Below are 12,183 nucleotides of genomic sequence, written 5' to 3'. Positions count from 1 at the left end.
AAATCACAAACCCTGCTATATCAAGGTTTCTGACCTCTAAATAGTTATTTTATACCTATGAACTGTCGAACTCGGGTAATACTCGTCTATTTATTATTCGAAAAATCCAACTGTATAAATAAAAAAATCAGAGTAGGCTCTGTTAAAAGCCTACTCTGATAGCTAAAGCCTATTCATCTTCTTGTAAAGACTCTGGTACTTCCGGCTGATAAACAACCGCTCCGCTTACTGAAGCTACATTGCTCTGAGCAGCCTTTTTAAGTAATTTAGCTAATATCTTCTTAGGCTTCATTAGTTTTCACCTCCCGTAGATATTCTCGACCAAATAACTTATAGGCTAAAGGAGTAATCCCAAATAATTGCCAGGAAATTCCCAGTAAACCAGCTAAAATTAAAGACTTGTTTATTCCGTTAAAATATAAAATATAATATAAAACAAGAAAAGATAAAAAAACAATAAAAGAATAAATCTTGAACTTACTTCTCTTTTGAACTGACTTAATAGGTTTCTCCTTGATTCCGGCTGGTGCATAAAGATAAATTAATAAGGAACCAATTAAGAGTATTCCCCACAATAAAATAAGCAAACTTTCTCCCAACTCAGAACCTAAATAGTTAGCGACTAAACCAATTCCTGCAAATACAGTTACTGCTGTTAAAGAACAATTTCTAAAACAAGTAGCATGAATTCCTCCCGAAAAAATCTTAATTAAAGAAGCGGTAATAGCAGCCGTTAAAGCTAAAGCTCTAACCCCTAGCAAAGAAGAAACAACTATTATTAACAAATAACTACCTAAAGTCGATAACAAGACAGTTAAACCATAAGCTAAAACCTCTTTTTCTGCTGCCTCTTTTTCAGTAAAAAATTCAGCTACTAACTCTTCACTTATTGACTTTAATTTATCTTCTCTATTTGCTATTCTACTCCCCTCCTTTTACATTATCCCTAACTTATAGATATAATAACACATTTTTACAAGTAATTCAAGTATAAATTAACAATCATTAATCTCTTTTGGCAAAAAACAACAAAATTCTGTACCGTAATCTTTTTCACTTTTGACTTTCAACTTACCCCCAGCATCTTCAATTAAAGTCTTAATTATGTATAAACCAAAGCCTCTCCCCTCTCCCTTAGTTGAAAAACCCGGTTCTAAAATACTCTTTAATTCTTCTTTCTCGATAATAGGGCCGCTATTATAAACTCTCAATAAGTACTCTGCACCTTTATCCTTACCTTCAATTTCGATCTTTTTTTCTCCCTTAAAGGAAGCAGTAGCTTCAATAGCATTATCCACTAAATTACCCACTATTCGAAAAACCTTATCCAAAGACAGTTCTATTTGCTCTACTCCTTCTTCAACCTGTTGTTCAAACTCTATCTCAGTTTGAATAGCTTCGAACTCCTTCGGAACTAAAATACAGTCCAAAATGGAATCGGATAACTCAGTATTAGCAAAGCTGATTTCATTTAAGTCTTTATCCAAAGAACTAATATAACTTTTCACTTGATTTTCTTTTTCCATTTGAAGCATCCCGAAAATAGTTTGTAGATGGTTTAAAAAGTCATGCTTTTGACTTTTAAGGCTTTTAATTAATTTCTCTTGTTCCTTTACCTTAAGTTTTTGTAGTTTATATTCTACTTCGTACTTCATTAGCTTAAAAGCTTCTTTAACCATTAGCACTGATAGAATAGATAAACCTATTACTACAAATAAAATTACTCTCAAAAAAATTTCATGAGAAAGATTGAATATATCCAAACTTTCCCAAATAGTAAAAAGTAATAATAAAAAAGTCTGTAATAATAGTACAATAATTAAATACTGCAATTTAGAATTATTAAATTTTATCATTTTCTTCACCTGCCAAATTAATAATTTTAATTTCAAAAAATTTAACTAAAACTGCACTAAATAAAAGAAAAAAGTGAGTTATAATATGTAATATCAAAAAAAGTGGTGAGCTCTTAGTAACAAATTTCTCCATATTTACATTTAAATATCTAATAACTATTTGTAAAAAAATCGCCTCGCCTATAAATAAAATAACAAAACCCAATAAAACAGCTATAATTGCTATTTGCCAATCTATTTTGACTATAAATTTTATCAACACAATTAATAAAATACATAGTAACAGCGTATGTAAACCATAAAGTTGTAATAAATTTCTAGTTATCCAAATCCCCAAAACATATATAACCCCTATTTGTAAATGTCTAACTATAGTAGTTTTAATCCCTAGCAAACCTAAACCTACATAAGTCATTAAAAAAACTTCCAACAAACCCATAGTTATTAATTGAATAATTTTTAATTCCATTTTATCCTCCTTCATATATAAAATTAATATTTTAATATCCTTAATAAATACATTTCTACATTTAGCAACAAATCCCTTTAACTTCTGCTTATTATTCTTCATTCTGGATTCAAAGGAATATTATTCATGAAGCAAATAAAAAAAGTAGGTGCTAAACACACCTACTCATCCTCACGTCGGGATAAATCAACAAATCTAGTATATTCTTTTTGAAAGGCCAGCTCTACCATGCCTACCGGGCCGTTCCGCTGCTTACCAATAATAATTTCGGTAATCCCTTTCTTTTCAGTATCGGGATTATAGTACTCATCACGATAAATAAAGGCTACCACATCGGCATCCTGCTCAATACTACCACTAGCTCTTAAATCACTTAACTGAGGTCGTTTATCGTTCCGCTGCTCTACCGCTCTGCTCAACTGTGACAGTGAAACTACTGGTACCTCCAACTCCCTAGCCAAACTCTTCAAAGATCTAGAGATCTTAGAAACCTCCTGCTGACGACTTTCTACTCTTCCGCTACCTTGCATTAACTGTAAATAATCTATTAATATTAATCCTAAACCATGTTCGGCCTTGATTCGTCTAGCTTTAGCTCGCATCTCCATCACCGTAATCGCTGGCGTATCATCAATAAAGATATCCGCTTCACTCAAACTACCAGCCGCATCAGTCAGCTTATCCCAATCATTCTCATTTAAATAACCTGTTCGCAAGCGATGGTTGTCCACCTGGGCTTCACAACATAACATCCTCTGCACTAACTGCTCCTTAGACATCTCTAGCGAAAAAATAGCTACGGGAATATCCTCTTGGATAGCAGCATACTGAGCTATATTTAAAGCCAGAGCCGTTTTACCCATACTAGGTCGAGCCGCAATAATCACCAAATCGGACTCTTGAAAACCAGAAGTCATCTTATCTAAATCACTAAACCCAGTAGGCACTCCCGTCACTCCACCTTTATTCTCATAAAGCATCTCCAGATCATCAAAGGTGGACATCAAAACGTCTTTAATCTCAGCAAAGGTCTTAACTGCCCTTTTTTGGGAAACATTAAATATCAACTGTTCAGCTCTATCCAGAACTATCTCCAAGTCTTCCTCGCCTTGATAGCCTAAATCTGAAATCTGATTAGCAGAACTAATCAACTTCCGCAAAACGGCCTTTTCCTCCACTAAATAAGCATAGTGCTCTACATTAGTAGAAGTAGGTACACTATTAGCCAAAGAAGTAAGATAAGAAAGTCCTCCAATCTCCTCCAAAACCTCTTTAGTTCTTAACTTTTCAGCAACAGTTACCAAATCCACCGGCTCGCCCTCTTCAAAGAGATTACAGATCACTTGAAAAATAATATTATGAGCTTCTCGATAAAAATCCTCGCTATTTAAAATCTCTACTACTTTAGCTATAGCATTTCTATCGATTAGCATAGCTCCCAAAGTCGACTTTTCCGCATCAATACTTCGAGGAGGAATCCTATCTTTAGCTGTAGAACCCATCTCTATTCCCTCCTTACAAAAAACTATTCCTCAATTAATATCTGTTCCAGCACTTCCTCTACCTTCTTTATTAAGTTTATTTTAACTCCTGTCTCATTTTCTGGTATCTGTTTACGATTAGCATATGGAATAAAGACTTCTTTAATACCTGCTTGTTTAGCTCCATAAATTTTTTCTACAATTCCTCCTACTGCTTTTACTTTACCGCGAATAGAAACCTCACCAGTAATAGCTACATCCTGTCTAACAGCTTTTCCTTGCAAAGCACTAATGATAGCCAGTACCGTAGCTAAACCAGCCGAAGGACCGTCTATCTGTGCTCCTCCCACTACATTTATATGTAGATCATAGTCCTTTAGATCCTGACCAGTAGTCTTTCTTACTACTGAAGCAGCATTAAAAACTGCATCCTTAGCCATACTACCAGCAGCCTCATTAAAGCGAATCCGACCTTCTTTTTTCTCAGGTGCTGAAAAAGCAACTGCTTCAATCTCTAGAATGCTACCTAAAAAACCTTTAACCCCCAAGCCTAATACCTTACCCACCTCCGGGGTAGAGCTTGCTTTATTGCTCTGAAAAGGAACTAATCTGCTAGCTTGTACTACTTGGTAAACGTTATTCTCAGTAATCTGAATAGACTCTTGCTGCTTACTATCCAACTCAGCTTCGTAAAGAGCTAGGCTATAAGCATCGGCTAAAATACTAATCGCTTGCCGACCTTCAATAGTATATTCGCTAATTAATGGCTTAACCCCCGCTTCTAACTCTACCTCTAATTTTTGCTGAGCATTCTCAATTATTAGTTCAATATCTTCTCGTTGCAAAGGTTCAAAAAAAACCTCTACCGTTCTAGACCTTAAAGCTGGATTTATTTCGGCTGGAGAACGGGTAGTAGCCCCCACTAGTACAAAATCAGCCGGCGCTCCCTCTTCAAAAAGCTTTCTGATATACTGAGGAATATTTTCATCATCAGCATCGTAATAAGAGGAATCAAAATAAACTCGCTTATCTTCTAATACCTTGAGCAGTTTATTCTGTAATACCGGATCTAACTCGCCAATTTCATCTATAAAAAGCACTCCTCCATGAGCCTCGGTAACCAGACCTGTTTTAGGTTCAGGAACTCCTTCTTTAGCTAACTTCTGGCTAGCTCCCTGATAAATAGGATCATGCACAGAACCCAAAAGTGGATTAGTAGCCTCTCTAGGATCCCAACGCAGAGTAGCTCCATCAACCTCTACAAAGTCAGCCTCTGAACTAAAAGGAGTATACTCCATAGCTCTAGCCTTATCCAAAGCTAGTCTAGCTGCCGTAGTCTTTCCTACTCCTGGCGGTCCATAAATAATAATATGCTGCGGATAAGGGGAAGCCAACTTAGCTAATAGAGACCTAATAGGATTCTCTTGCCCTACTATCTCCTCTAAACAACTCGGTCTCAAAGTTTCCCGAGCCGACTTCACTAAACCTTGACTCTCTAACTTTTCCAACTCACCGTACTTCCGCAAAGTTTCCGGGCTATCCACTTTCCCTAGTTCTTCAGCAATAATCTCCTGCTTAAGCTCCTTTAAGTACTCTTGATTTCTTTGCTCCATTTTAACAGCAATTTTCTGATCTAACTGTTTTTTAATAGACTCCTGCACTACTAAGTCTGTAATCTCTTCCTCCAACTCAGATAACAAAATATCAACCTCATCTTTTAATTCAGTCAAAGTAGGATCTGCATAAACCACCTTTTGTAAAGCAATTAACTGTTCAAAAGGAGATTCAGACTCCATTAAATCCAAAGCTTCTAACTTTCCTGCCTTTAAAACCAGTTCATCCTTACCATAAAACTTAGCTAAAAGACTAAAGAGAGCAGCTATTTGTTGCTCTAACTGCTCTTCTTTAAATTGCTGGTCTATTACTACTTCATCTTCTGCTGCAAATAAATTCTTTATTTTTTCCTTCATCTGTTTAATTCCCTTCTAGGCTTCAGTAACTCTAACTTTAATAGTAGCCGAAACATCTTTATGTAAATTAACAGCTACCTGCTTAGTACCTAAAGATCTGATATGATCTTCTAGTTCTATTATTCGTTTATCAATCTTAATCCCTAACTCATCCTTAATAACTTCAGCAATGTCGCTAGTAGTTACTGAACCAAATAGTTTTCCTTGCTCCCCAGCCTTAACAGATATTTCTAAGGTAGCACCTTCTAGCTGCTCAGCCTTCTCTTTAGCTGCTGCTAATTCCTCTTGTTTTTTCTTCTGTTTAGCCTTCTTCTTCTCTTTTAATTTAGCCATTTCTGCTTCATTGGCCTCCACAGCTAGACCTTTAGGAAGTAAATAGTTACGAGCGTGACCATCCGCCACCTCCACTACTTCATTCTTTTTACCTAAGCTACTAATATCTTCTTTTAAAATAACCTTCATAATTTAATGCCTCCCTTAAATTATATAATATAATTTAAACCTTGACAATACAACTCTCTTAACAATTAATCCTAAGATTAGAATCATTCAGCCTACTCTTCAATTTTCTAACTTACGATAGTCAAACCAAACATCCAAGGCTCCTAAAATAGATATAAAATGACCAATAGGTAAAATAATTAACAAGGCTAAAATTAACTTCTGTAACTTACTAGCAATATTAAATTTATTCAAGTAATGAGCAATTACAGCCAAGCCTTGAATTAAAAAAATAAATTGAAATACAATATATATATTTTGACCTATACTAGTACCTATAAAGATCAATCCTCCTAAATACCCCCAAAATAAATATTTAGGAAATCTCCACTCAACAAAAGCAGGAGGAGCTTGATAATTATAGTCCAGCTTCTGCAAAACAACATAAGAAATATAATAATTAATATAACCTAAGATTGTACTAGAGACTATTAATAAAGCCGGCAAAGTAACTCTAATTAAGTCTTCAGCATTAGCAAATATAGCCTCTAAGTCTTCAATAGTAGAACCATCAATTCCTAAATTTCTATATAAATCAAGAGTTTGCTCCATAGCTTCAGCAGCTAAGCTGAGCGGATTAAAATTAAGTAAATAAAAACTGATCCCAAAGGTTAAAACAGTTGAAATCAAAAAAACTACTGCTGAACTAATAATCAATTTTAAAGGAGTAAATTCCTCCTCAAAAGCAGCTCCTAAAACTACTCCAATCAAACCAAAAGTAGTTAAAGTGACTAAAACTAACGTAGGATTAATAATCATCCCCAAAATCAAAGCAGTTAATACAGTGGATAAAATACTGATCTTAGTTCCTCGTCTTACACTTAAGACTATAATTGGTATCGGTAATAGTAAAGTCATAAATGTTCCTACTATTGGCAACAGAAAAGCTAGCAAGGCTAAAACTACCGTTAAAGCACTAATTAAAGCTCCTTCGACCAGCGATTGAGTCTCGATTGCTGACAAAAGCTTCACCTCTCATCCTAGTCTCTTTTTCTTAAATAATTTAATAAATAACTCAAATCTCCGTAACACTCTTCTATTTCATGATTTTCATCTATATTATCCTGTAAATTTTCTTGCATTTTTCTTTCTATTTTGACTGGTGAAATCCCTAATCTTTTAGCTAATAAGTAAATTGAAATCATTAAAGCTGCTAAAGCATCAACTACTTTTTCTTGACTATTGCCTAACATTACTCTAAAAAGATGAGAAACACTACTTAACACTTCACTTTTAAGTAATTTTACTATCTTTGAATTCTGAGCAATGCTATTTTTTTGACCTCTAAACTTATGCTTCTCCATCAAACTCCTCCCAAGGTTTAGTTTTCCCACTCTCAATCTATCTAAAATAGATTTTCATATAAATTAAATTCTTGAGAAAAAAGTTTTTTCCTGCTTAAGTTAAAAACAGAGAGGAATATTCCTCTCTGTTTTTACTATATTAATCGATTGTAAAAGGCAATAAGGCAATATTACGAGCTCTTTTAACTGCTTTAGTTAGCTGTCGCTGATGTAATGCACAATTACCAGAAATTCTACGAGGTATAATCTTGCCTCGATCAGTAATATACTTTCTTAGCTTATTAACATCTTTATAATCTACCTTATCAACCTTATTAGCACAAAATTCACAGGAACTACTCCTACCACGGGCCATCTTTACTTACCTCCTTATCCAAAACTTGTCCTAAACTATTAAAAAGGAACATCAATATCCTCTTCATCAAAATCGTCTCCACTATTTTTATTTTTATTCTGATTTCCATTATTTTTAGGCCAATCTAAAAATTTAACATTATTAGCAACAACCTCTGCTACTCTTCTTCTTTGTCCTTCATCGGTTTCATAGCTTCTAATCTGCAACCTACCCTCAACTGCTACTAGTCTACCTTTACCTAAGTGATTAGCACAGGTTTCAGCCTGCTTTCTCCACACCACAATATCAATAAAGTCTACATCGCGTTCACCTTGTTTATTAGTATAGTTACGTTCTACAGCTAAACTAAAGTTAGCAACTGCATTGCCATTAGGTGTATACCTTAGTTCAGGATCCTGAGTTAACCTTCCAATCAAAATAATTTTATTAAGCAATTGTTACACCACCTTAATTAAGGGATAGGTCTAAAACTACTCTTCTTCTCGTAAAATCATAAACCTGATAATCTGATCATTAATTCCATAGACTCTTTCCAACTCATCTACAGTCTCAGCTTCACCTTTGAAATTGATGATAGTATAATGACCTGCCTTATGACCATCTATTTCATAGGCTAGCTTTTTAGTTCCCCAACTATCGCTTTGAACAACTTCTCCTTGATTGCTATTAATAGTTTCCAATATCTTTTCTCCCAAAGATTCAATAACTTCATCTTCTAGGTCAGGATTAGCTATAAATACTGTTTCATACTTATTCATTCTTAATCAACACCTCCTCCATTTGGACTAACGGCCCTATTTTAAAAATAGAGCATGGTTTCCAAGCAATTATAACACTTCTTACTTAAAAATGCAAACTTAAACATTAAACCTGAAGTAGCATACATCCCCATCTTTTACAATATAATCTTTACCCTCTAATCTCAATTTGCCTTGTTCTCTACTTTCAGCAAAAGAGCCAGCTTTTACTAAATCTTCATAGCTTACTACCTCGGCCCTAATAAAGCCGTGCTCCATATCGCTATGTATTTTTCCTGCTGCCTCCGGAGCAGTAGAGCCTTTTTTAACCGTCCAAGCCCTAACTTCTTTTTCACCAGCAGTAAAAAAGGTAATTAAACCTAATAACTTATAGCCAGCCTTAATTAATTTATCTAAGCCAGATTCTTCAACTCCAAGCTCCTCTAAAAATAGCTCCTTAGCTGCTCCTTCTAACTCTGCCACCTCTGCTTCTATTTCAGCGCTAACAGTAATCATCTCTGTATCTTCCTGCTGCGCATAGTCCTTAACAGCTTGCAAATAACTATTTTCTTGATTACTTTTAATTTCTTCCTCACCTATATTAGCTACATAAAGCACAGGCTTTATAGTTAATAAATGACAGTCTTTTAGCTTTTCTTTCTCTTCTTCAGTTAAGCTTAAGTTTCTAACCGCTTGTGCAGACTCTAAGCTATTTTTAACTTTTTTCCATAATAACATATCATCTTTATATTTTTGTTCTCCGCTCTTTAACATTCGTTCAGTCTTTTCCATTCGATTTTCAATCGTTGCTAAATCAGCCAGTATTAATTCCATATTAATAGTTTCAATATCTCTAATTGGATCTAAATCCCCTTCTACATGAGTGATATTCTTACTTTCAAAACAGCGCACTACATGCACAATAGCATCTACTTCTCTAATATGTGATAAAAACTTATTACCTAAACCTTCTCCTTTACTGGCCCCTTTAACTAAACCAGCAATATCTACAAATTCAATAGCTGTAGGAATAGTTTCTTGAGGCTCTATAATCTCTGTCAATTTATGTAGCCTTTGATCAGGAACATCAACAATACCTACATTAGGATCAATAGTACAAAAGGGATAGTTTTCAGCTCCTGCTCCTGCTTCAGTAATTGCATTAAATAAGGTAGACTTACCCACATTAGGTAAGCCTACAATTCCACATTTCATTCCCATACCTAATAACCTCTCCTTAATATCGATTAAGTTTCTAAACTTGATCTCTTAGTTTTCAACTTTTTCTTTAAAGCTCTTTTCAAACTTAGCTCTAGCTAGCATAATTACTCTTTCACAACCTAAACATTTAAGTCTAAAGTCCATCCCAGTACGTAATATTTCCCAGTTATTACTTCCGCAAGGATGTCCTTTTTTAAGTTTAACTACTTCTCCAACTTCGAACTCCATTCACTTCCCCCCTTAACTCTAAATCTAAAAATTAGTTATTCATCTAAAATATAATTATAATCGATTATAATCCCAATTGCAAAAATAATTATTTTTCAATACTCTCCTATACTATTATCTTCTCTTTTAAGTACTTTAAGAATAAAAATATAATAATTATAAGTCCGATATTACCTAAGGAAGGATAAATTATAGCTACTAAATCAGCAAAAGGAAGTCTAGCTAAGCAAAAGGTGATCAAAGCAAATAAAACTAATAGCTTATTTAGAGAAAGAGGAAGTTTCTCTTTTAATTCAACTATTAGTCCATATAAATTACTACTACCAGTAGTAAGCATAGCTAACCAAAGTATTACTGAATATACTAAATACATAGCTGACTGTTGATGGCTTAAAGCATCTAAAATTGGAACTTGGCTTTCTTTTATTAAATTAAGATTTTGCATTAATAAGAAGTTAACTATTAAAGCTAAAGTAATTATTATACTTCCTGCTAAAATACTACCTTTTCTTAATAATCTCTCTTGCTGAACCCTACTTGGAATAGCTATTAAAACTGGCAAGGCCAAAAATAAGTTATAGCTTGCATAAATAATAGAATAAAAAATAAGTTTTGGCAGCTCAGAAATATTTAAAGTGTTACTAGTTGAAATAAAGTTTAGCTCTACATTTACAAAAAAAATAAAAAATATAACTATCATTAACAGAGGAATTAAGAATAAATTTAGCTTCATCACACCTTCTATGCCAAACTTAACAGCTAAAGCCATAATCATAAAGGTTAATAAAATCCCTAATGATTTACTCAATTGAAAGTAGGAGCTAAATATTTCTCCACTACCTGACAGCATAACTATTAAGCTGCCAAATAAAAAAAGAAAAGTTACTATATTAGCAAAGTTAGCTATTTTTCTTCCTCCCAATTGATTAAAAAATTGATGGTAAGTATAAAGATTAAAGTCTAAAGCAATTTTAAGCTTAAAATAGCCTAAAATAGTAAATAACAGCCCACAAATTAAAATCCCTATATAACTACCAGGATTTAAAGTGAAAAATTGAAGAATTTCCTGTCCAGAAGCAAAACCAGCTCCAATTACTGCCCCTACATAGGTAAAAGCAACTTGAATAGTTTGCCTATTATTTTTGGTCATAGTTTTCCTCCTTGAATCGAGTATATAACTAAAGTATATTAGCTAAATTAGGCATTCATTAAGCTTAAGCGCCAATATTTAACAGATTACTTTGCTTTTACTTTGCGCATAATTAACTTAAGACTTTAAAGAATCAGGAGGAATTGAATATGGGAAGCTTTGAAAGTATTATCTGTAAAAACTGTGGCAAACAAGTAATGGATCTTGAATTTTTTTTAGATACTCCTACTACTTGCTCCCAATGTAATGATCCTACTCAAGAAATAACGACTACCCAAGCTGAAGTTGATTTCGATCGTGATGCATTATTGGATAAAAATAAAGTTCATATAGATGACCCTTGGGCTGCCAATAATTTAAAAAAATTAATTGTTTCATTTTTAGAGCAATTATTTGACAATCGTTATCAAGAAATTGTAATTCTTTGTATAGGTACTGATCGTTCTACTGGCGATTCTTTAGGTCCCTTAATAGGTAATAACCTAAATAAATCTATTTCTGCTAAAGTACCTGTTTTTGGAACTTTAAATAATCCAGTACATGCTACTAATTTAAAAGAAAAATTAAAGTTAATTAAGGAAAAATATCCAAATCCTTTTATTTTAGCAATTGATGCTGGTTTAGGAAGAAATAGTAGTGTAGGTTCAATCAGTGTAGAACAGGGCCCGCTTAAACCAGGCTCAGGAGTAAATAAAGAGTTACCCCCTGTTGGTGATATGCATATTACCGGCCTAGTTAATATTGGAGGTTATATGGAATACTTTGTCTTACAAAGTACCCGTTTAAGCCTAGTATTTAAAATGGCTAAAGTAATTTCTAGAGGAATCAACTGGGGATTGAGAAATCTGAACTATATATAATTTTCACTAATCTCTTACTTATCTTAAAAACAAAGAACTTAAACTAACTTT

Annotated in this window: 16 protein-coding genes; 1 reads left to right on the top strand and 15 read right to left on the bottom strand. The window is 33.8% G+C overall.

Going from position 1 to position 12,183, the window contains the following annotated elements; all coding sequences use genetic code 11:
- Nucleotides 1-169: 169 nt before the first annotated feature.
- From MWH30_RS05760 to MWH30_RS05690, 15 genes are all read right to left on the bottom strand, one after another.
- Nucleotides 170-292 carry an AgrD family cyclic lactone autoinducer peptide gene (locus MWH30_RS05760; protein ID WP_248663102.1) on the bottom strand — a complete coding sequence of 41 codons (123 nt, stop codon included), beginning with the start codon at nucleotides 290-292 and terminating at the stop codon, nucleotides 170-172.
- A complete protein-coding gene (locus MWH30_RS05755) occupies nucleotides 282-890 on the bottom strand; it encodes an accessory gene regulator ArgB-like protein (RefSeq protein ID WP_248663105.1) in 609 nt (202 codons plus the stop codon). The genes MWH30_RS05760 and MWH30_RS05755 overlap by 11 nt, the downstream gene beginning before the upstream one ends.
- 105 nt (nucleotides 891-995) lie before the next feature.
- Nucleotides 996-1,856, bottom strand: coding sequence for a sensor histidine kinase (locus MWH30_RS05750; protein WP_248663101.1), 861 nt, complete (start codon nucleotides 1,854-1,856; stop codon nucleotides 996-998).
- Nucleotides 1,843-2,325, bottom strand: coding sequence for a hypothetical protein (locus tag MWH30_RS05745; protein ID WP_248663100.1), 483 nt, complete (start codon nucleotides 2,323-2,325; stop codon nucleotides 1,843-1,845). The genes MWH30_RS05750 and MWH30_RS05745 overlap by 14 nt, the downstream gene beginning before the upstream one ends.
- 161 nt (nucleotides 2,326-2,486) lie before the next feature.
- Complete coding sequence (gene dnaB, locus MWH30_RS05740) at nucleotides 2,487-3,827, bottom strand: replicative DNA helicase (RefSeq protein WP_248663099.1); 1,341 nt, start codon at nucleotides 3,825-3,827, stop codon at nucleotides 2,487-2,489.
- Nucleotides 3,828-3,850: 23 nt separating this feature from the next.
- Complete coding sequence (lonC, locus tag MWH30_RS05735) at nucleotides 3,851-5,776, bottom strand: Lon family ATP-dependent protease (RefSeq protein ID WP_248663098.1); 1,926 nt, start codon at nucleotides 5,774-5,776, stop codon at nucleotides 3,851-3,853.
- A 15-nt stretch (nucleotides 5,777-5,791) separates the two neighbouring features.
- Complete coding sequence (rplI, locus tag MWH30_RS05730) at nucleotides 5,792-6,238, bottom strand: 50S ribosomal protein L9 (protein WP_248663097.1); 447 nt, start codon at nucleotides 6,236-6,238, stop codon at nucleotides 5,792-5,794.
- 99 nt (nucleotides 6,239-6,337) lie between these two features.
- Nucleotides 6,338-7,240, bottom strand: coding sequence for a YybS family protein (locus tag MWH30_RS05725; protein ID WP_248663096.1), 903 nt, complete (start codon nucleotides 7,238-7,240; stop codon nucleotides 6,338-6,340).
- A 17-nt stretch (nucleotides 7,241-7,257) separates the two neighbouring features.
- Complete coding sequence (locus tag MWH30_RS05720) at nucleotides 7,258-7,581, bottom strand: MazG-like family protein (protein WP_248663095.1); 324 nt, start codon at nucleotides 7,579-7,581, stop codon at nucleotides 7,258-7,260.
- Between the two features lie 139 nt (nucleotides 7,582-7,720).
- Nucleotides 7,721-7,936, bottom strand: a complete 216-nt coding sequence (rpsR, locus tag MWH30_RS05715) for a 30S ribosomal protein S18 (RefSeq protein ID WP_248663094.1) — start codon at nucleotides 7,934-7,936, stop codon at nucleotides 7,721-7,723.
- Nucleotides 7,937-7,974: 38 nt separating this feature from the next.
- Nucleotides 7,975-8,370: a single-stranded DNA-binding protein gene (locus MWH30_RS05710; protein ID WP_248663093.1), complete on the bottom strand. Its 396-nt coding sequence runs from the start codon at nucleotides 8,368-8,370 to the stop codon at nucleotides 7,975-7,977.
- Between the two features lie 36 nt (nucleotides 8,371-8,406).
- A complete protein-coding gene (gene rpsF / locus MWH30_RS05705; RefSeq protein WP_248663092.1) occupies nucleotides 8,407-8,694 on the bottom strand; it encodes a 30S ribosomal protein S6 in 288 nt (95 codons plus the stop codon).
- Between the two features lie 99 nt (nucleotides 8,695-8,793).
- A complete protein-coding gene (gene ychF, locus MWH30_RS05700) occupies nucleotides 8,794-9,894 on the bottom strand; it encodes a redox-regulated ATPase YchF (RefSeq protein WP_248663091.1) in 1,101 nt (366 codons plus the stop codon).
- 48 nt (nucleotides 9,895-9,942) lie between these two features.
- Nucleotides 9,943-10,122 carry a DUF951 domain-containing protein gene (locus MWH30_RS05695; RefSeq protein ID WP_248663090.1) on the bottom strand — a complete coding sequence of 60 codons (180 nt, stop codon included), beginning with the start codon at nucleotides 10,120-10,122 and terminating at the stop codon, nucleotides 9,943-9,945.
- A 106-nt stretch (nucleotides 10,123-10,228) separates the two neighbouring features.
- A complete protein-coding gene (locus MWH30_RS05690; protein ID WP_248663089.1) occupies nucleotides 10,229-11,272 on the bottom strand; it encodes a YkvI family membrane protein in 1,044 nt (347 codons plus the stop codon).
- Between the two features lie 149 nt (nucleotides 11,273-11,421).
- Here MWH30_RS05690 and yyaC point away from each other — a divergent pair, with 149 nt between their 5' ends.
- The gene (yyaC, locus tag MWH30_RS05685) at nucleotides 11,422-12,132 is read left to right on the top strand and encodes a spore protease YyaC (RefSeq protein ID WP_248663088.1); all 711 of its coding nucleotides are present in this window, start codon (nucleotides 11,422-11,424) and stop codon (nucleotides 12,130-12,132) included.
- Nucleotides 12,133-12,183 lie beyond the last annotated feature (51 nt).

The organism is Fuchsiella alkaliacetigena (genome assembly GCF_023227765.1).
Classification (GTDB): Bacteria; Bacillota; Halanaerobiia; order Halobacteroidales; family Acetohalobiaceae; genus Fuchsiella; species Fuchsiella alkaliacetigena.
This window is presented reverse-complemented; position numbering and strand designations above follow the sequence as displayed.